Raw genomic sequence first — 19453 nt, 5'->3', positions numbered from 1 at the left:
TTGGGGTGAGGGCATCAGGCCGCACAACGTTACTGCCAGCTCACCTCGCCTTTCGGCTCATACGCATTCACGTCGATCGGTGAATTCTGCTCGATAAACTGCTTCAGAACCTCGGCATCAATAAAGCCGGTATTCACATAGCCCGGTTTATTATCGATGTGCGGATAACCGTCGCCGCCGGTGGCGTTAAAGCTTAAGGTTGCCAGACGGTAGGTTTTCGCGGGATCAACCGGCTCACCCTTGATTTTGAGATCGTTGAGCTTGCCGCCTTTGGCCACAAAGCTGACGTTAGCGAACTGCGGATAAGCGCCGGAGTCCGGCTTCATCTGCGCCACGGCGGTAAGGTACTCAATCACCTCTTTCCCGCTCATATCGGCATAAACCACCACGTTGCCAAACGGCTGCACCTTCAGCACATCTTTATAGGTGATATTCCCGCCTTCGATGGAATCACGGATCCCGCCGCCGCTCATCACACCAAAATCAGCGCCGGTGCGCGCGATTTGTGCCGCCAGCACCAGGTGACCCATATTGGTCTGTACGAAACGGACTTTGCTGCGGTCCCCTTCCAGACGCCCGTTCAGCGTACCGATTTTCACGTCCAGCTGCGCTTTGCCTTTATTCTGGAACGGGGTTAACAGGGAGAGCATCTGTGGGTTCTCGGGGATCTCCGGGGTGTAGAGCACGCGCTCACTTTTCCCGTCCGGGTAGGTCACTTTTTTCTTCAGGTTGACCGGGATGAGCTGATAATGCACCAGTTTCATCTCGCCGTTACGGAACTCAAAGTCGGCACGGCCAACGTATTTACCCCACTCGTGCGCCTGCACAATCCAGATCCCGTTCTGACGGTCTGGTGCACACGGCGTGCCGGGAACATAATCCACCTGCTTTTTATTCTCCGAGGCCATGCACACCGGATCTTGTGAGTGACCACCCACAATCATTGCCAGCGAGCCCGCAGGGAGGCTGCGCGCCATTTCAACGTCGCCCGGTGCGTTAGAACCATGCTCGCCGTTGTCGTAATGTCCCATATGGGTGGTGGCGATGATCACGTCCGGTTTTTCGTTTTGCTGCAACTCCTGAATCACCAGCTTCGCTTCGTCTGCCGGTTTACGGAATTCGATATCGGTAAAGAACTCAGGGTTGCCAATTTTTGCCGTATCGTCCGTGGTGAGGCCAATCACCGCGATTTTCAGATCCTGACGCTTAAACAGCGCCCACGGTTTAAACAGGCGTTCACCGGTGCTTTTCTGATAGATATTGGCGGAGAGGAACGGGAATTTGGACCATTTTTCCTGCTGGCGCAGCACGCTCAGTGGGTTATCAAACTCATGGTTTCCGACGGCCATTGCATCGTAACCGATTAAATTCATGCCACGAAAATCAGGCTCGGCATCCTGTAAATCGGACTCCGGCACGCCGGTATTGATATCGCCACCCGATAACAGCAGCACGCTGCCCCCTTCGGCGGCAACCTCTTTACGAATGCCATCCACCAGCGTTTTTTGCGCGGAGAGACCATATTCGCCATACTCGCTGCGCCAGAAATGGCCGTGGTGATCGTTGGTATGCAGGATCGTAATTTTATACGTTTTGTCTTTTTCATACGCCTGTGCGGGCAGGCTTGCCAGACCCCAGGCGGCGAGCAGCGCCAACGCGACGCCATGCTTCATTAACTTCATCTTCTCTCTCCCTGACCAATAGACAAACGCAAAAATTACAGTGAGTAACAAGAATAGACAAATAAGTTTTCATAATTGCGACTTTCTTCAAATGTCTCTGGCAGGTATGTTAGTTGGATAATAATTACCCCCTGCATTTTTCATCACTAACGACGTGGTATTTATGGCAATCAGTGAATCAACCCAGCCCGTTTCGGGCGCGCCGGCGTCGCCGCCACCCTCGCGCACCTCATTTAAAGTCTTAGGCGCTATTAGCCTCTCCCATCTGCTCAACGACATGATCCAGTCGCTGATCCTGGCGATTTACCCGCTGCTGCAATCCGAGTTTTCATTAACCTTCGTGCAGATCGGGATGATCACCCTGACCTTCCAGCTGGCCTCTTCGCTACTGCAACCTATCGTCGGTTACTGGACGGATAAATATCCGATGCCGTGGTCGCTGCCGATTGGCATGTGCTTCACCCTGAGCGGGCTGGTGCTGCTGGCTATGGCGGGAAGTTTTGAAGCGGTGCTGCTTGCCGCCGCACTGGTGGGAACCGGCTCGTCGGTCTTCCATCCGGAGTCCTCCCGCGTGGCACGTATGGCCTCCGGCGGGCGCCACGGGCTGGCGCAATCACTCTTCCAGGTGGGCGGTAATTTTGGCAGTTCCCTCGGCCCGCTGCTGGCGGCAGTGATCATCGCGCCGTACGGCAAGGGTAACGTCGCCTGGTTTGTGCTGGCCGCCCTGCTGGCAATCGTTGTGCTCGCCCAGATCAGCCGCTGGTATGCCGCACAGCACCGTGTAAACAAAGGCAAACCAAAAGTGAAGGTTATCAATCCCCTTCCACGCAATAAGGTTATCCTGGCCGTGTCCGTGCTGCTGGTGCTGATTTTCTCGAAATATTTCTATATGGCGAGCATCAGCAGCTATTACACCTTTTACCTGATGCAAAAATTCGGATTATCGGTACAAAACGCGCAGTTCCACCTGTTTGCTTTCCTGTTTGCCGTCGCAGCAGGGACGGTGATTGGCGGGCCAGTCGGGGATAAAATTGGCCGTAAATATGTTATTTGGGGTTCTATCCTTGGCGTTGCCCCCTTTACCCTTATTTTGCCTTACGCCAGCCTTGAATGGACGGGCATTTTAACGGTGATTATTGGTTTTATTCTGGCCTCGGCGTTCTCGGCTATCCTGGTGTATGCGCAGGAGTTGTTACCGGGGCGCATTGGTATGGTTTCCGGGCTCTTCTTTGGTTTCGCCTTCGGCATGGGCGGCCTTGGTGCAGCCGTGTTAGGCATGGTTGCCGACCACACCAGTATCTTCCTGGTTTATAAAATCTGCGCTTTCCTGCCACTTCTGGGGATGTTGACCATATTCCTGCCTGATAATCGTCATAAAGCGTAATTTCATGGCTGCCAAAGTGTAACTTTGGCAGCCTGATGCCCTCATGGCATAAGGCTTTCCTGTTCATCCCTTCTCTGAATTTATCAAAACCTGTCTTTTCTGAGGCATGTTGCCGTTTTATTCAAACTTCAACAATTATTCATAAACACAAGGGTAAAAATTGTCATAAACTATTACTCGGTTTTTGGTTTTCACCAAAATGGAACACCCACAACGAAAGGAGACGGAATGCACCACGCCACACCGCTTATCACCACCATTGTTGGTGGACTTGTGCTCGCTTTTATTCTCGGCATGATTGCCAATAAACTGCGTATTTCCCCTCTTGTGGGCTATCTGTTAGCCGGGGTACTGGCGGGACCGTTTACGCCTGGCTTCGTTGCGGATACCAAACTGGCACCTGAACTGGCGGAACTGGGCGTGATTCTGCTGATGTTTGGCGTGGGGCTGCATTTTTCCCTGAAGGACCTGATGGCGGTAAAGTCTATCGCCATACCGGGAGCGATCGCCCAGATAGGGGTGGCGACGCTGCTGGGCATGGCGCTTTCGGCCGTACTGGGCTGGTCGTTAATGACCGGCATCGTATTTGGGCTATGTCTCTCAACCGCCAGTACCGTGGTGCTGCTGCGCGCGCTTGAAGAGAGGCAACTGATAGACAGCCAGCGCGGACAAATCGCAATCGGCTGGCTGATTGTTGAAGATCTGGTGATGGTGCTGACGCTGGTCCTGCTGCCTGCCGTCGCCGGAATGATGGAAAAAGACACCCTCGGCTTTGCCTCGCTGGCGCTGGATATGAGCATCACCATCGGAAAAGTGGTGGCGTTTATCGCCATCATGATGCTGGTAGGCCGCCGTCTGGTGCCGTGGATCATGTCGCGCAGCGCGGCCACCGGCTCGCGTGAACTGTTCACCCTTTCCGTCCTTGCGCTGGCGCTGGGGATTGCCTTTGGTGCGGTGGAGCTCTTTGACGTCTCCTTTGCCCTTGGCGCGTTCTTCGCCGGGATGGTGCTGAATGAATCCGAACTGAGCCACCGAGCGGCGCACGACACCCTCCCCCTGCGTGATGCCTTCGCGGTGCTGTTCTTTGTCTCCGTCGGGATGCTGTTTGATCCGATGATTCTGGTTCAGCAGCCGTTGGCCGTACTGGGGACGCTGGCGATTATCATCTTTGGTAAGTCGGTCGCCGCCTTTTTCCTGGTGCGAATGTTCGGCCACTCGCCGCGTACCGCTCTTACCATCGCCGCAAGCCTGGCACAGATTGGTGAGTTCGCCTTTATTCTGGCAGGTCTGGGGATGGCGCTGAACCTGCTGCCGCAGGCCGGGCAGAACCTGGTGCTGGCGGGAGCGATCCTCTCGATTATGCTGAACCCGGTGCTGTTCGCGCTGCTGGAAAAATATCTCGATAAAACAGAAACCCTTGAAGAGCAGACGCTCGAAGAGGCCATTGAAGAAGAGAAGCAGATCCCGGTGGATATTTGCAACCACGCCCTGCTGGTCGGCTTTGGCCGCGTGGGAAGCCTGCTCGGCGAGAAGCTGATGGCGCAGGGGATCCCGCTGGTGGTGATTGAAACCTCGCGCACCCGCGTCGATGAGCTGCGCGAGCGCGGTATTCGCGCAGTGCTGGGCAATGCGGCGAACGAAGAAATTATGAACCTGGCGCATCTGGACTGCGCCCGCTGGCTGCTGCTGACCATTCCAAACGGCTACGAAGCGGGTGAGATTGTGGCCACTGCACGTGAGAAATGCCCAACGATTGAGATCATTGCCCGCGCCCATTACGACGACGAGGTGGATTACATCACCGAACGGGGTGCGAATCAGGTGGTGATGGGTGAGCGCGAAATTGCGAATACGATGCTGGCGCTGCTGGCGAAGCCGCCGGTTGAAGAAGAGGTGACGGGCTAGCTTGTGCGGCCTGGTCCCCTCACCCTAACCCTCTCCCCATAGGGGAGAGGGAACTCAAACACCCTCGCCCCTGTGGGGAGAGGGCTGGGGTGAGGGGTTTCTTTTACCTGTCCCAGTACGCCTCTTCGAGGCTGTCTTCCCTTTCCGGCAGGCCACGCGTTAAGCGCGGGGAGTGCTGGTTCAGCACCTGATAACTGACGCGGTTCGCGTATTTACATACCTGCGCCAGCGACGAATAGGTGAGCCAGCTGAACTTATGTTTGCTGGAATTCGGCACGTTGGTTTTGTGGTAGGCATTGGCGGTGATGTCATGCAGCAGCGCGGCCAGCGCACCGTCGCCCGCACCGTTGGTGTTCATGATCTTCTCCGGGCCGCCCATGTACGGGGCGATGTGCGAGTAGATCCGCAGCGGATTAACACAGTCTTTATAACGCATGCCACGGCTGAACTCATACTGGTTGAACTCGGCGATGGCGCCAGGCAGCAGCGGATGCTGGGTTTTGCGTTTGCTCTCTTCTTCCGTGAAGCCTGCCATATACAGCCCTACCGGTCCGGCGGTGCAGAGCACCAGGTCCACCCAGTCCAGCGCTTTATCGGAGGCCAGCAGCGGATCGCTCTCGCCGGTGAGAGCCTCAGCTTCTTCTTCGTTCATCGCCAGAATCGAGACATGCTCTTTCAGGAAGGCCTGCCACCACTCCGGGTTGTCGGCAATCACAAATTTTGTTCCCAGCGTCAGGACCACCGGCACATCGTACTTTTTCGCGTACTCAATCGCCTTCATGGTGGCTTCCGGCATCGGCTCGCCCGGCTTGCAGCGCACCAGGTAGGAGGTGAGCACCAGCGCCGACGCGCCCGCAATCACCTCTTCGGGAATACTCTCGGCACGTAGCTTGTTCATGTGGCCAGGGCTGATGGCAAAGGTACGCTCGCCGGATTCACCGATCAGCGTAAAGCAGCGGCCAATGGGGCCGTCAACACCCTGCAGATAGTTAAGATCGGTACGGCTGGAGGTATTGCACAGGTAACGGTAGGCGTAGCCACCAATTTCGATGTTGCTGCACATCACGCCGAGCAGCACTGAGCGGTCGTCTGCCAGAACGGAGTAGTTGTGCATGGTATTGCCGATAGTGCCACCGGCAAACTGATGGGTGATCAGGTTGTCACGCACCAGCTCCTGATAGAGCGCCTCCGCAACGTCGTCTTCGATCACCAGCGAGTGGCCGGCGCTCAGACCGTAACGGGCGACAAACGCATCATCCACTTTCGCTTCAATGTCCACCAGCGTCTGATCGATACCGACGACCCATGCCGCGCTGGTTTCATTTTCAGGCTGGATTTGCTGCAGGAGCGGATCGCGGGCATCAACAGGGAAGTAGTGTTTGGATTTGCGTTTACCGGGAAATTTCATGGTCTGAACTGTGCATAGAATATGGGCCGGGAATGGTAGCACAAACCCGGCCCAGAGTGCGATCAGCGGCTGTTGGTCACCAGCGAGACCATCATGTCGATATGTTCCGGAGCGTCGTTAAGTGCCGGAATGTACTCGTACTTCTCACCGCCAGCCTCCAGGAAAAACTCCCGGTTTTGCACCGCGATCTCCTCCAGCGTTTCCAGGCAATCGGCCGAGAAGCCCGGGGACATTACCTGAATATGCTTCACGCCTTTCTCGCCGAGCATTTTGAGGGTTTCATCCGTATACGGTGTCAACCACGGCTCGCGACCAAAGCGCGACTGGAAAGTCATCATCACCTTCTCCGGCGGCAGGCCGAGCGCGGACACCAGTTCACGCGTGGTATCGCGACAGCGCTGCGGATAATCATCCCCTTCGTTAGCGAAACGCTGCGGAATGCCGTGATAGGACAACAGCAGCAGATCCGGCTCGCCGTGTTTTTCAAACGACGCGCGGGCACTGCTGGCAAGCGCTTTGATATAGAGTTCGTTATCGGCGTAGTCGCGTATAAAGGTCACGCCCGGAATGCGGCGGCGGGTCGCCAGAATGCGGGCCAGTTCGTCCCACACCGCAGCGACTGTCGAGCAGGAGTACTGCGGGTAGAGTGCCAGCACCACAATGTGCTCAACCCCCTGCGCCAGCAGCGCGTCGACCGCACTTTCCAGAGACGGTTTGCCATAGCTCATGCCGAGTGCGACAGGCATATCCGGCAGGCGGGCAGCCAGCGCTTTCTCCTGACGACGGCTGTAGACCATCAGCGGCGAGCCCTCTTCCATCCAGACAGACTGATAGAGTTTGGCGACGCGCGGTGAACGAATGGGCAGAATCACGCCACGCAGTAATGGCCACCACAGCAGTCTTGGGGTATCCACAACGCGCGTGTCGCTTAAAAATTGTCGCAGATAGCGTTTTACCGCTTCTGGCGTAGGTGCTTCTGGGGTGCCCAGATTGGCAAGCAGGATGCCGGTTTTCGCCTGACTCATTCACGCCTCTTAACCATTTGAATGGTTGTCAATTGTAGCGGAAATGCGTTTAAACGGAACCCATTGCTGTAATAGGTAAGATGAGAAATATTCTCACCCGGGGACCCGGGTGAGAGCAGTGCGATTAGCCGAGGATTTTTTCCAGCTCTGCACGAACGTCAGCCACGGCTTTGGTGCCGTCAACTTTCGCGTATTTGGTGTTACCCGCCTGCGCTTCTTTGGTGTAGTAGCCGATCAGCGGCGCAGTCATCTGATGGTATTCCACCAGGCGCTTACGCACGGTCTCTTCCTGATCGTCTTTACGGGTGGTCAGCTCTTCGCCGGTTACGTCGTCTTTACCTTCAACCTTAGGTGGGTTGAATTTAATGTGGTAAACGCGGCCAGAAGCAGCGTGCACACGGCGACCAACGATACGATCAACGATCAGCTCGTCTGGTACGTCGAACTCCAGCACGTAGTCTACGTTGATGCCCGCTTCTTTCATGGCGTCAGCCTGAGGAATGGTGCGTGGGAAGCCGTCCAGCAGGAAACCGTTACGGCAGTCTTCCTGAGCAATGCGCTCTTTGACCAGAGCGATAACCAGCTCGTCGGTCACCAGTTTGCCAGCGTCCATGATGTCTTTCGCTTGTTTACCCAGCTCAGAGCCAGATTTAACAGCGGCGCGCAGCATATCACCGGTGGAGATTTGCGGAATACCGTATTTCTCCATGATGAACTGAGCCTGAGTTCCTTTACCCGCGCCCGGAGCGCCAAGCAGAATAATACGCATTGCGAAAATCCCCTCAAAAGTCGATTCAATTTTTCAAAAGCGCTAAACAATACCACCAGAACGGATGCGGCTCAAGGAAGGCGGGAGGGCTGAAACGGTTAATGGGGGGAGATTATTTGGGGGAGTGCGGTCTGGTGCCCTCACCCCGGCCCTCTCCCACGGGGAGAGGGAGAAGACCAGGGGAGGCGTGGTCAATTACGCCAGCAGCAGCGCATTCACACGTTTAATGAAGAGGTTAGGATCTTCCAGCGTGCCGCGCTCGGCCAGCAGAGACTGATCCAGCAGCAGTTCAACCCACTCAGCGAAGCGGGTTTCGTCCTGGGTATCCGCCGCGCGTTTCACCAGCGGGTGATCCGGGTTCAGCTCGAAGATATATTTCACTTCTGGCATCGCCTGACCTGCCGCGGCGAACAGTTTCGCCATCTGGGTACCCATTTCGTCCGCATCGGTAGTCACAATCGCCGGCGTATCGGTCAGACGGTGGGTGAAGCGCACCTCTTTCACACGGTCGCCCAGCAGGTTTTTCACGCGCTCAACGAACGGCTCCAGCGCCTTCTCGGCTTCTTTCGCGCTTTCATCCACTTCATCCGCCAGCTTGTCGATGGATTCATCGGCTTTGGCAACAGACTGGAATGGCTTACCGTCGAACTCGGTCAGGTAGTTCATCATCCACTCGTCGATGCGGTCAGAAAGCAGCAGCACTTCGATGCCTTTCTTACGCAGCAGCTCCAGGTGTGGGCTGCTCTTCGCCGCGGCGTAGCTGTCGGCGGTGATGTAGTAGATCTTCTCCTGCCCTTCTTTCATGCGGGAAACGTACTCTTCCAGCGACACGGTCTGCGCGGAGGAGTCAGTGTGCGTAGAGGCAAAGCGCAGCAGTTTGGCGATCGCTTCTACGTTCGCGGTGTCTTCCGCCGGGCCTTCTTTCAGTACCAGGCCAAACTGCTTCCAGAAGGTCTGGTATTTTTCCGCGTCGTCTTTCGCCAGTTTTTCCAGCATCTGCAGCGTACGTTTGGTCAGCGCGTTACGCAGGTTGCGGGTCACGGTGCTGTCCTGCAGAATTTCACGGGAGACGTTCAGCGGCAGATCGTTGGAATCTATCAGGCCACGGACAAAGCGCAGGTAGTTCGGCATGAACTGCTCGGCGTCGTCCATGATGAAGACACGCTGAACGTAAAGCTTCAGACCGTGCTTGTGATCGCGGTTCCACATATCCCACGGCGCCTGCGACGGGATATACAGCAGGCTGGTGTACTCCTGCTTACCTTCCACACGGTTATGGCTCCAGGTCAGCGGATCGGTAAAGTCGTGGGCGATGTGTTTGTAGAACTCGTTGTATTCGTCGTCCTTGATTTCAGCCTTATTGCGCGTCCACAGGGCCTGCGCCTTGTTGATTTTCTCCCAGGAGACCACGGTTTCACCGTCTTTCTCTTCCTGTTTTTCAATCTCAACCGGCAGGGCAATGTGGTCGGAATATTTGCTGATGATGGAGCGCACGCGCCAGTCGTTCAGGAAATCGTCTTCGCCTTCACGCAGGTGCAGGGTGATTTCGGTGCCGCGATCCGCTTTGGTGATGTCATCAACGGTGTATTCACCTTCACCTTTAGATTCCCAGAACACGCCGTTTTCCGCGCTGTCGCCCGCCGCACGTGTACGCACGGTCACTTTGTCCGCCACGATAAACGCCGAATAGAAGCCCACACCGAACTGGCCGATCAGCTGGCTGTCTTTCGCCTGGTCAGAGCCCATTGATTCCAGGAACGCTTTGGTCCCGGATTTGGCGATAGTCCCGAGGTGGTCGATCACCTCGTCGCGGTTCATGCCGATGCCGTTATCGGCGATGGTCAGGGTACGGTTCTCTTTATTGAAAGAGACGCGCACGCGCAGCTCGCCGTCGCCTTCATACAGATCCGGGTTAGACAGCGCGCGGAAACGCAGCTTGTCCGCCGCATCGGAGGCGTTGGAAATCAGCTCACGCAGGAAGATTTCTTTGTTGGAATACAGGGAATGGATCATCAGGTGCAGAAGCTGTTTTACTTCTGACTGGAAACCACGGGTTTCTTGTCCTTTCATCTAAGTCGACCTCAACAATGCCATTTAATGGGGTTGTAAAACGTTGAGGGAGAGATGGGGATAAGCAGGGAAATTTTCAAGCGGAGGCTGCGAATGCCGCCTCCGTTTGGTCAGAAAATAATCTTGTGACGTCCGGCCAGAGAGTGCGACAGCGTGGTGCCGTCAACCATCTCCAGCTCGCCGCCAACCGGCACGCCGTGAGCGATACGGCTGGCGTCAACGCCGTACTGCGCGCACAGCTCGGCGATGTAGTTGGCGGTTGCCTCCCCTTCCACCGTGGGGTTGGTGGCGAGGATCACCTCTTTGATGGTCTCGGACTCCAGACGCTGTTCAAGGCGATCAAGACCGATATCATCCGGGCCAATACCGTCCAGCGGGGAGAGATGCCCCATCAGCACGAAATAGCGGCCAGAGAACTGCCCGGTTTGTTCGATGGCATAGATGTCCGCCGGACTCTCCACCACGCAAATCTGACCGTTCTCCTGACGACGCGGATTCGAGCAAATATTACAGACGTCCTGCTCGGTAAAAGTACGGCAATCCGCACAGTGACCAATTTCTGACATGGCGCGGGTCAGAGCCTGCGCCAGGCGCATCCCGCCGCTGCGGTCGCGCTGCAATAGCGTAAACGCCATACGCTGCGCCGACTTCGGGCCTACGCCCGGCAGGCAGCGCAACGCTTCCATTAACTGCGTGAGCAGCGGACTGGTTTGCATCAGAACGGCATCTTGAAGCCCGGCGGCAGTTGCATACCGCTGGATACAGAGGCCATTTTCTCTTTCTGGGTTTCGTCGATACGGCGAGCGGCATCGTTGAACGCGGCTGCAACCAGATCTTCCAGCATCTCTTTGTCGTCTTCGAGCAGGCTTGGATCGATTTCAACGCGGCGGCAGTTATGCGCACCGTTGATGGTCACCTTGACCAGACCGGCACCGGATTCACCCGTGACTTCCAGCTGAGCGATCTCTTCCTGCATCTTCTGCATTTTTTCCTGCATCTGCTGAGCCTGCTTCATCAGGCCACCCAGACCGCCTTTTCCACCAAACATAGGCTTCTCTCTCTTTCACGTTTAACGATGACAACCGTAAGTCAGACTCACGATCAAATGGGGCGAATACTCTCTTCATCCAGATCGGCGTCGAAGAACCGGCGCAGGGTCTGGATGTTGTTATCCGCTATAATCGACTCACGCGCCTGCGCGAGTTTCTCTTCATAAATGGCCTGGCGCCACTCCAGTGGCGTTCGCACCGCCGGATTATCATCTTCAATGATAGTCAATTCAACCGGTGCACCCTGCAATGTGGCCAGCGCCTCCGACAGCGCTTTTTGTGCGCCGGGGGAGTTCAGGTGCCGTTGACCGGGACGCAGATGCAGACGCACCTGATTACCGTCCTGCTCTTTCCAGGCATTCAGCGCGACCTGCTCAACCAGCTTAGGCAGTTGCAGTTTACTGACCTCAGCGGCCCAGGCGTCACGCGCGATAGACTCTTCCGCGAGCTTCGCGGAAAGCTCCGGTGTTTTTTCATGCTCCAGCGCTTTCTTCAGCGCTTTTGGCGTGGCGACCTCTTTCTTCACCTCTTCGACGATGGTCGTCGACTTCCAGCGGTAAGCCTCTTCTTTCACCGGGGCTTTTTGCTCGAGCGCGGACGGTGCCGGGCGCGCCTGTACGCGCTCCGTTACCGAGGCCAGTCGTTCAAGCGCGGCGTTGTTTACCGGCCGCGCTCTTCCTGGCGCTGCCGGTTCACTCTTTTTTGGTTTGGTTGCTCCCTGCGCTCGCTGCAACTGGCTGCGGGCGGCAAGCACCGAACTGGTGGCATCCGACAGCGGTACATTTTGCGGCGGCGCTGCCGGCTGTGCTGGCACCTGCTGCGGCGACATCACTGCCGTTGGAGCGGTCGGGGCGAATGACTGCCGGGGCACTTCAGGCTCTGGCAGCGGCATACGCGGGTGGAACGCCAGCGCACGCAGCAGCGTCATTTCAACGCCCATTCTAGGATCCGGCGCAAACGGCAGCTCTTTACGGCCAATCAGCAAGGTCTGGTAGTAAAGCTGTACATCAGCAGGCGGCACGGTACGGGCAAGCTCACGCATCCGCTGTTCAATGGCCGCCATATCCGCCCCCATCGCTGACGGAGAGAGCTGAAGCATCGCTACACGGTGCAGCAGGCTAAGCATCTCGACCAGCAGGGCTTCCCACTCGACGCCACGGGCTGCAGCGGCATTCACCAGCGACATGACGCGCTCACCGTTCGCGGCGATCGTGGCTTCAATCAGGGAGAGCGCCTGGTCGTCATCCAGCGTGCCGAGCATGGTGCTGACCGCCTCCGTCGACAGTTTACCGTCACCGCTGGCAATGGCTTGATCCGTCAGGCTGAGCGCATCGCGCAGGCTGCCGTCCGCTGCACGGGCCAGCAGTTGCAGGGCGCGCGGCTCGTGGACAATGTTCTCTTCGTCGAGAATGTGTTCCAGCTGAGTGCGGATCTGTTCAACGTCCAGCGCCTTCAGATGGAACTGCAAACAGCGCGACAGAATCGTCACCGGCAGCTTTTGCGGATCGGTGGTCGCCAGCAGGAATTTCACATGCGCAGGCGGCTCTTCCAGCGTTTTCAGCAGGGCGTTGAAGCTGTGACGTGACAGCATGTGCACTTCATCGATCAGATAGACCTTGAAGCGGCCACGCGCCGGGGCGTACTGCACGTTATCCAGCAGGTCACGGGTATCTTCAACTTTGGTGCGCGAGGCGGCGTCGATCTCGATCAGATCGACAAAGCGCCCCTGTTCGATCTCACGGCAGTTGTCACACACGCCACACGGCGTGGCGGTGATCCCGGTTTCGCAGTTCAGACCTTTTGCCAGCAAACGGGCAATAGAGGTTTTACCGACGCCGCGGGTACCGGAGAAGAGATAGGCGTGATGGATACGACCTAGCGACAAGCCGTTCGCCAGGGCCGTCAGCACATGTTCCTGACCGACAACGTCGGCAAAGGTTTGTGGTCGCCATTTACGGGCTAACACCTGATAACTCATGGGCAGGCTCTGCAACGCTGGAAAGTGAATTAATGGAGGGGAATGCTATCACAACCTCACCCATTGAGCGAGGTTGTGAGAAACGGGATTAATGACCCGGGAAAGGCACCAGGCTGTAGCTGGTAATACCCTGTTTTTCCAGGCGCTGTTCGCCGCCCAGATCGAACAGATTGATGATGAAGGCCGCGTCGGTCACTTCACCACCCAGGCGACGAATCAGCTTCACGGTCGCTTCGATAGTGCCACCGGTTGCCAGCAGATCGTCCACCACCAGCACTTTGTCGCCAGGCTTAATGGCATCGACGTGGATTTCCAGCTGATCGGTGCCGTATTCCAGCTCATAGCTCTCCGCGATGGTTTCACGCGGCAGTTTGCGCGGCTTACGCACCGGCACAAAACCTACGCCCATTGCCAGCGCCACCGGTGCGCCAAACAGGAAGCCACGGGCTTCGGTACCTACTACTTTGGTGATCCCGGCGTTTTTATAACGCTCTACCAGCAGTTCAATGCTGAGCGCGTACGCTTTCGGGTCTTCCAGCAAGCTGGTGACATCACGGAAAAGAATGCCAGGTTTTGGATAGTCCTGGATGCTTTTGATGCTGTTTTTCAGATATTCAAGCTGCTGTGCAGTTGCGGTCATCGGTTTGTGCCTAAATGAAACAGTGTTACTCACAGCGCGCAAAGAGGCGGTAAAGGTAACAATTGTTTAACCTTTAACCAGGCGCGCCTGTGCTCGAAAACGGTCGAATTTACTGGCTGCGCGCAATAATTGCAACAGCCATTATAAGGCTTCAGTGCTTTTGTTGCTTTTCATCAACCACGGGGATCCGCCACATAAAGATAAGCAGGCAGGTCAGGATAACCAGCAGCAGGATCCGCACCCACATCATTTTCACCAGCCATAATGAAATGGCGAAGGTGATGAGGATGACTGCAATCGCACGCGGCTTTGCGCCAGGCGGCATGGCCCGGTGTTTCTGCCAGTGGCGCAGATAGCCGCCAAACCACGAGCGATACAGCAGCCAGTGATGAAAACGCGGGGATGAGCGGGCAAAACACCAGGCTGCCAGCAGAATAAACGGCGTCGTGGGCAAAAGTGGCAAAACCACGCCCAGGGTGCCTAACACTACCGCCAGCCAGCCAATGATGATTAAAATAGTACGCTGCATAATGCGAATCGTTATCAAACTGAACGGCTACTTTACCACTGGAGCGCGCCTTGAAAATAGCCCTGCTTTTAGAGACGCTGCAAAATCAGCTCGTTGCCCTGCGCACGCAGGCGTCACCGTTGATGCAGCATGCGACGCTCAAACCGCGCTTTGACCGGCAGTTATTTCATACGCGTAGTACGCTGATGAAAGACTATCTTGATGAGGCGCAGACCAACCTCGACGAACTGCGACAGTCCGTGAATGACGGTAAACATGAGCAGGTGGCCTGGCTTGCGGAGCATCTCACCAGTCAGATCACCGCCCTGCACCGGGAGATCGCAGCCTGGCCCCTGCGTACGTGGGATAGCGCGTCGCCCGGCCTCGGTAAATGGCAGCGCAAACGGCTGGAGCACCAGGAGTTTGAACGCCGTCTGTTTGAGATGAAGCGCGAGCGGGAAGCACGTCTGAGCAACAGTGAAACGCTGGAAGAGCAGCAGTTATTGATGCGCGAAATCGACGCGCTGGAAGGACGTCTTGTCCGCTGCCGTCAGGCGCTGGATGAGATCGAACGCGTCATTGAACGCCTGACCCGTTAAAAGGAGCCACACATGTCGCTGGAAAATGCCCCCGATGAGGTCAAACTGGCCGTCGATTTGATTATGCTGCTGGAGAATCATGAGATCCCGGCTGAGACGGTGCTGAAGGCACTGGAGATTGTGCGGCGGGATTTTGAGGGAAAGGTGAAGGCCGGTTGCCCTCACCCTAACCCTCTCCCACAGGGAGAGGGAAAATAGTTCAGGCGGGAGTCGGATCGTCACCCTTAATCTCACGCTTCACTTCCGTATGCTCGTCACCTTTCTCGTTATGCAGGTGAACCTCAAGCTGGTTGAAAGCAATATTGATATTATTTTCACGGCACAGACGGTCGATGGAGCGGTTCAGTTCATCCACGGTGTAGCTGCGATCGCGAAGCTCACGCACGTATAAACGCAGCTCGTGATCCAGCGTGCTCGCCCCGAAGGTGGTGAAGAAGACGTCTGGCGCCGGCTCGTGCATAACCTTTGGATGCTCTTTTGCGGCCTTCAGCAATACCTCTTTCACCTTATCCAGATCCGAACCGTAGGCTACGCCGAGGCGGATCACCACACGCGTCGTCGTATCAGAGAGCGACCAGTTGATCAGACGCTCGGTCACGAACGCTTTGTTCGGGATGATCACCTCTTTGCGATCGAAGTCGGTAATGGTGGTCGCACGAATGCGGATCTTGCTGACGGTACCGGAGAAGGTCCCGATGGTCACCGTATCGCCAATTCGCACCGGACGTTCGAACAGGATGATCAGGCCGGAAACGAAGTTACCGAAAATCTCCTGCAGGCCAAAACCGAGACCCACAGAGAGCGCTGCCGCCAGCCACTGCAGTTTGTCCCATGACACGCCCAGCGAGCCGAAGACCGTCATCGCCCCGACAATAATGATGACGTAGTTGAGGATGGTGGTAATGGCATAGGACGCCCCCTGACGCAGGTTCAGGCGCGACAGCACCAGCACCTCCAGCAGACCCGGCAGGTTTCGAATCAGCGCCCAGGCCACCATCGACGACACCACCGCAAACAGCAGACTGCCCATGGTGACGCTCTTCATCACCGCAGCGCCTGCTTCGGTCCCGCTGTACTGCCAGAGGGTGATACTGTCGAGATAGGCAAAGACGGTAATCAAATCAGACCAGATGGCCCAGAACATCACCGCGAACAGGGCAATCATCACCAGCATGGTGATACGCAGCGTCTGTTGGTTAACCTGCTCCAGCGCGATGGTCGGCTCTTCCTGCGGCTCCGCGCCTTCGGCGCCCTCTTTCACCTGATGCTGACGACGCGCAATGGCGCGGCGATAAGCGATACGGCGAGCCGCCACGCTCAGGCCGCGCAGCACGGTCTGGTAGAGCAGGTTCCAGACAATCACCAGATAGACGGTTTCTATCCAGCGGCCGGACAGACGCAGCGTGGTGTAGAAGTAGCCCGTCGCCGTGAGCACCATCAGCGCCAGCGGAATGATTGCCAGCACCGTGACGGTGGCGAGGCGCAGGTTGTGGGACTCTTTATCACGCCAGCTATCGCGGCACATCGGCCACATCAGGATGGCAATCAACAGCAGGTTCAGCAGAATGACCAGCTGACCCAGAACGTCATCCATCAGATGCAGCGGAGAAAGCTCGGAAACCACCGACCAGAAGTGCAGCGGCAGGAGCGCCAGGCTGATGCGGACAATCTGACGACGCCAGTGGCTGGTCAGTTGCTGTGGCATATTGAAGTGACGCACCGCCACGCCGTCTTTTTCCAGCACCTTCCAGCACAGACCAAACACCAGCCAGAACAGGGCCAGCTTTTTACTGAAAGCCCACAGCAAATCGCTGACGTTGAGCTGCATGGTGAGCAGGATCAGGCCAACAGCCAGGATGATCAGGCACACCGGCAGCGCGCGAATGAGATCGATCAGAATCGCTTTTGGCGTATGCAGCTGGCTGTCATTTCGCAGTTGCCCCACTTCTGAGGCCAGCTTCGCCTGATAGTTCTTCAGCCATCCCAGACGCCAGCGGATCACGCCCGCAATCAGCAGCAGCGGTAATCCCGCCAGGAAGGCAATCATCACCGCGGGCCAGGCTTTCTCCCAGTTCCCGGTGATTTTCATGCTTTTAATCTGCGTTTTCAGCGTTTCGGGGAAGGATTTAACCCAGTCCCAGTCCATCGGTTTGTTGCTGTTAACCCAGAAAATCTGCTGGGTTAAAATCTCCTGCAGACTTTTAGAAACGCTCACCAGCTGCTGCTGGTTGATCTGCAGGTTAATCGCCATCATCAGCTGGTTACCCAGCTGTTTATTGAGCTGGTCAAGCAGCTCGCGGCGCATATCCACCACCTGCAACAGTGCGTCGTGCACTTCCGGGTTCACTTCACTGGAGTGGCCCTCTTCTATTTTAGCGACAAAGGTATCGCTCTGGAAAAGGGCATCACGCTGCTGGTTGACGTCAAACTGTTCCAGACGTAAATCCGCAATGCGGTTGGTCATGTCCTCCAGTTCGTCGGCAGAGGGCAGCGTCTGCTGTTGTTGGTAAAGAATGCGTGACAGCAGAAGGCTGCCTTTCAGCACCGCAATTTGCTCTTTGATGTTACGTTCCGCCTGGAGCGCGCGGTCCAGCCAGTTTTTAACTTTAATGTTCTGTTGAACCAGCGAGTTACCGTTTTCGGTCGCCTGAATCAGGCGCTCGCTCAGCTGATGGTTCGCATCGAGCTCCTGCTTCACCAGCGGATTGGCCTGGATGCGGGCGGTTTCGTCCGGCGATACCGCCTCCTGGGCGGTTTTTTCCGTCAGCGTCAGGCGCTTGCTGTTCACCGCCTCCTGCAACAGCTGAAGCTGGTGTTCCAGTCGGTTAATGTTGGCGGTCACGTAATCACGCTGTTTTTGTAGCGTGTCCTGCAGCACCGTATTCCCTTCCAGGCTTTTACGCTGCTGTTCAATTTGCGCATTCAGTAACGACTGCTGAACCAGCAGCAGCGTTTGCTGCGTCGGGCGCAGCGTGCCTTCACCCACCGTGGTGCCGTTAAGGCGGTTGCGGATTTGCTGCAGTTGCTGAGACGCGGCGTACATCGCGTTTTGTACGCGCTCGGGCTGAGTCTGCAAAGAGACAAGCTGACTGTTGTAGGTCGCGAGATCCGACTGTGCGGTTTGCAGGTCGTCTAGCAATTGTGCGACGCGTGACTCCAGCTGACGCAGCGACAGCGTTGCCAGCGTTTTGCGCGTTTCGTCGTCGTTATCCACGTCGCTCAGGGCATTTAGCGAATCCGTTGCTTTACGCATGTTTTCAGGCGCCTGCGCCACCTTCTGACGAAGCTGGGTGGTTTCCGCTTTGACGCGCTCAATTTTATCCAGTGATTCCAGCGTTTCCGTCAGATCCTGCTGAACGAGTTTGTCCTGCGGCGTGAGATCTTTTTGTTTATTCAGGGCGTCGAGCTGCGACTGGACATCAGCACGGGATGGAATGTCATTGCCGTTATCGGCGCGGGCCCAGGAAAGCGGTGCCGTTGCGAAGAAAAACAGCGTCGCGAAGAGTAGTGCAAGAACAGGATGTTGCGAGCGATTGGTGTGCAGCATAGTCGTGAGTGATGTCAGAAGATGACCGAAAATAGTCCGGCGTGCAGAATATCACGCTCGCCTGAAGCAGAATAGCGCGAACGTGAGCCTCTGAGATAAATCCTGGAAATGGCTCAGGCAGTGAGCGAAGGCGCGTCGCTGCGCAGCGTCGGGCAGAGCTGTAGCATTTCCAGTAAAATCGCCACGTAGCTGCGGGCTTCCGCTTTTAAGTCAAAGGATTGCGGGGCGAAAAGCCAGTTTTCCATCAGGCCCGAAATGTAGCTGCGCATCAGAATAGCCGCCCGGCGGGTCAGGAGATTGGCCGGTAGCAGTTTAGCCTGCATGCACTGGTTCAGGTTCTGTTCAATGCGGTCATAGCTTTCCAGGCTGAGGCTGCGTTGCGCCTGCTGCACGACAGCCATCTCTCCCACAAACTCACATTTATGGAAAATAATTTCCATCATTAACCGACGGCGCTCTTCAACTACCGTCGCTTCAAGGATATATACTAATATTTCTCTTAATACTGAGAGTGGATCGTCAGGGAATTTTGCCCGATACTCACTCTCGAGATCGCTAATGCTGGACTCTGAAAGCTCCCAGATTTCACTGAACAGATCTGACTTGTCTTTAAAATGCCAGTAAATCGCTCCCCGCGTAACGCCAGCGGCCTGAGCAATCTGTGCCAGCGAGGTTGACGAAACACCTTGCTGAGAAAATAAGCGGATTGCCACATCCAAAATGTGTTGTCGGGTTTCAAGCGCTTGTTGTTTGGTTTTTCGTGCCATAAGTGGGTGAATTTACAGGCGTCAGATTTACATACATTTGTGAATGTATGTACCATAGCATGACGATAATATAAACGCAGCAATGGGTTTTTGGACTCAGGACCATTGATCAATTTGAAATC

At 56.1% G+C, this 19453-nt stretch carries 16 protein-coding genes and 1 other annotated feature; of the genes, 4 read left to right on the top strand and 12 right to left on the bottom strand.

The annotated features are described in order from the left end of the window. Window positions 1-29: 29 nt before the first annotated feature. Window positions 30-1682: a bifunctional UDP-sugar hydrolase/5'-nucleotidase UshA gene (gene ushA / locus M8370_RS12835; protein ID WP_129327700.1), complete on the bottom strand. Its 1653-nt coding sequence runs from the start codon at window positions 1680-1682 to the stop codon at window positions 30-32. Window positions 1683-1845: 163 nt separating this feature from the next. Here ushA and M8370_RS12830 point away from each other — a divergent pair, with 163 nt between their 5' ends. Further along, window positions 1846-3066: an MFS transporter gene (locus M8370_RS12830; RefSeq protein ID WP_013095903.1), complete on the top strand. Its 1221-nt coding sequence runs from the start codon at window positions 1846-1848 to the stop codon at window positions 3064-3066. A 228-nt stretch (window positions 3067-3294) separates the two neighbouring features. Then, complete coding sequence (gene ybaL, locus M8370_RS12825; protein ID WP_040021505.1) at window positions 3295-4971, top strand: YbaL family putative K(+) efflux transporter; 1677 nt, start codon at window positions 3295-3297, stop codon at window positions 4969-4971. Window positions 4972-5074: 103 nt separating this feature from the next. On the opposite strand, the gene M8370_RS12820 is transcribed toward ybaL, so the two are convergent. From M8370_RS12820 to M8370_RS12780, 9 genes are all read right to left on the bottom strand, one after another. Next, complete coding sequence (locus M8370_RS12820) at window positions 5075-6379, bottom strand: inosine/guanosine kinase (protein ID WP_020685011.1); 1305 nt, start codon at window positions 6377-6379, stop codon at window positions 5075-5077. Window positions 6380-6441: 62 nt separating this feature from the next. Then, complete coding sequence (gene hemH, locus M8370_RS12815) at window positions 6442-7404, bottom strand: ferrochelatase (RefSeq protein ID WP_013095900.1); 963 nt, start codon at window positions 7402-7404, stop codon at window positions 6442-6444. A 124-nt stretch (window positions 7405-7528) separates the two neighbouring features. Continuing rightward, window positions 7529-8173, bottom strand: a complete 645-nt coding sequence (gene adk, locus M8370_RS12810; protein WP_006809841.1) for an adenylate kinase — start codon at window positions 8171-8173, stop codon at window positions 7529-7531. Window positions 8174-8368: 195 nt separating this feature from the next. Further along, the gene (gene htpG, locus M8370_RS12805; protein ID WP_250021134.1) at window positions 8369-10243 is read right to left on the bottom strand and encodes a molecular chaperone HtpG; all 1875 of its coding nucleotides are present in this window, start codon (window positions 10241-10243) and stop codon (window positions 8369-8371) included. 110 nt (window positions 10244-10353) lie between these two features. Beyond that, window positions 10354-10959: a recombination mediator RecR gene (gene recR / locus M8370_RS12800; RefSeq protein WP_013095898.1), complete on the bottom strand. Its 606-nt coding sequence runs from the start codon at window positions 10957-10959 to the stop codon at window positions 10354-10356. Beyond that, entirely contained in the window at window positions 10959-11291 is a 333-nt protein-coding gene (locus tag M8370_RS12795; RefSeq protein WP_003858972.1) for a YbaB/EbfC family nucleoid-associated protein, read from the bottom strand. Before M8370_RS12795 ends, recR begins: the two co-directional genes overlap by 1 nt. Before the next feature lie 53 nt (window positions 11292-11344). Further along, window positions 11345-13270, bottom strand: coding sequence for a DNA polymerase III subunit gamma/tau (dnaX, locus tag M8370_RS12790; protein ID WP_250021133.1), 1926 nt, complete (start codon window positions 13268-13270; stop codon window positions 11345-11347). Next, window positions 11951-12015 (bottom strand) — a sequence feature (DnaX frameshifting element). (Overlaps the previous gene by 65 nt.) An 88-nt stretch (window positions 13271-13358) precedes the next feature. After that, window positions 13359-13910 carry an adenine phosphoribosyltransferase gene (apt, locus tag M8370_RS12785; protein ID WP_000127359.1) on the bottom strand — a complete coding sequence of 184 codons (552 nt, stop codon included), beginning with the start codon at window positions 13908-13910 and terminating at the stop codon, window positions 13359-13361. Between the two features lie 151 nt (window positions 13911-14061). Beyond that, window positions 14062-14439, bottom strand: a complete 378-nt coding sequence (locus tag M8370_RS12780) for a DUF454 family protein (RefSeq protein ID WP_013095896.1) — start codon at window positions 14437-14439, stop codon at window positions 14062-14064. Window positions 14440-14489: 50 nt separating this feature from the next. Here M8370_RS12780 and priC point away from each other — a divergent pair, with 50 nt between their 5' ends. After that, window positions 14490-15017: a primosomal replication protein N'' gene (priC, locus tag M8370_RS12775; protein ID WP_102751744.1), complete on the top strand. Its 528-nt coding sequence runs from the start codon at window positions 14490-14492 to the stop codon at window positions 15015-15017. 12 nt (window positions 15018-15029) lie between these two features. Next, window positions 15030-15215: a pleiotropic regulatory protein RsmS gene (gene rsmS / locus M8370_RS12770; RefSeq protein WP_023620091.1), complete on the top strand. Its 186-nt coding sequence runs from the start codon at window positions 15030-15032 to the stop codon at window positions 15213-15215. A 1-nt stretch (window position 15216) separates the two neighbouring features. Here the strand turns inward: rsmS and mscK are convergent, their stop codons facing one another. Together mscK and acrR are read right to left on the bottom strand one after the other, a co-directional pair. After that, the gene (gene mscK / locus M8370_RS12765) at window positions 15217-18564 is read right to left on the bottom strand and encodes a mechanosensitive channel MscK (protein WP_040021514.1); all 3348 of its coding nucleotides are present in this window, start codon (window positions 18562-18564) and stop codon (window positions 15217-15219) included. A gap of 113 nt (window positions 18565-18677) precedes the next feature. Beyond that, window positions 18678-19331 carry a multidrug efflux transporter transcriptional repressor AcrR gene (acrR, locus tag M8370_RS12760; RefSeq protein WP_013095892.1) on the bottom strand — a complete coding sequence of 218 codons (654 nt, stop codon included), beginning with the start codon at window positions 19329-19331 and terminating at the stop codon, window positions 18678-18680. Window positions 19332-19453: the final 122 nt, after the last annotated feature.

The sequence above is a fragment of the Enterobacter cloacae complex sp. OE43NF genome, from assembly GCF_023544405.1.
GTDB classification, from domain to species: Bacteria; Pseudomonadota; Gammaproteobacteria; order Enterobacterales; family Enterobacteriaceae; genus Enterobacter; species Enterobacter cloacae.
Note: the sequence above shows the minus strand (reverse complement) of the source record. Positions and strands in the feature narration are given on the sequence as shown.

Bases quoted from the DNA above. Each gene is read 5' to 3' on its own strand.
- ushA (WP_129327700.1), bottom strand. From the start codon at position 1,682: ATGAAGTTAATGAAGCATGGCGTCGCGTTGGCGCTGCTCGCCGCCTGG.
- M8370_RS12830 (WP_013095903.1), top strand. From the start codon at position 1,846: ATGGCAATCAGTGAATCAACCCAGCCCGTTTCGGGCGCGCCGGCGTCG.
- ybaL (WP_040021505.1), top strand. From the start codon at position 3,295: ATGCACCACGCCACACCGCTTATCACCACCATTGTTGGTGGACTTGTG.
- M8370_RS12820 (WP_020685011.1), bottom strand. From the start codon at position 6,379: ATGAAATTTCCCGGTAAACGCAAATCCAAACACTACTTCCCTGTTGAT.
- hemH (WP_013095900.1), bottom strand. From the start codon at position 7,404: ATGAGTCAGGCGAAAACCGGCATCCTGCTTGCCAATCTGGGCACCCCA.
- adk (WP_006809841.1), bottom strand. From the start codon at position 8,173: ATGCGTATTATTCTGCTTGGCGCTCCGGGCGCGGGTAAAGGAACTCAG.
- htpG (WP_250021134.1), bottom strand. From the start codon at position 10,243: ATGAAAGGACAAGAAACCCGTGGTTTCCAGTCAGAAGTAAAACAGCTT.
- recR (WP_013095898.1), bottom strand. From the start codon at position 10,959: ATGCAAACCAGTCCGCTGCTCACGCAGTTAATGGAAGCGTTGCGCTGC.
- M8370_RS12795 (WP_003858972.1), bottom strand. From the start codon at position 11,291: ATGTTTGGTGGAAAAGGCGGTCTGGGTGGCCTGATGAAGCAGGCTCAG.
- dnaX (WP_250021133.1), bottom strand. From the start codon at position 13,270: ATGAGTTATCAGGTGTTAGCCCGTAAATGGCGACCACAAACCTTTGCC.
- apt (WP_000127359.1), bottom strand. From the start codon at position 13,910: ATGACCGCAACTGCACAGCAGCTTGAATATCTGAAAAACAGCATCAAA.
- M8370_RS12780 (WP_013095896.1), bottom strand. From the start codon at position 14,439: ATGCAGCGTACTATTTTAATCATCATTGGCTGGCTGGCGGTAGTGTTA.
- rsmS (WP_023620091.1), top strand. From the start codon at position 15,030: ATGTCGCTGGAAAATGCCCCCGATGAGGTCAAACTGGCCGTCGATTTG.
- mscK (WP_040021514.1), bottom strand. From the start codon at position 18,564: ATGCTGCACACCAATCGCTCGCAACATCCTGTTCTTGCACTACTCTTC.
- acrR (WP_013095892.1), bottom strand. From the start codon at position 19,331: ATGGCACGAAAAACCAAACAACAAGCGCTTGAAACCCGACAACACATT.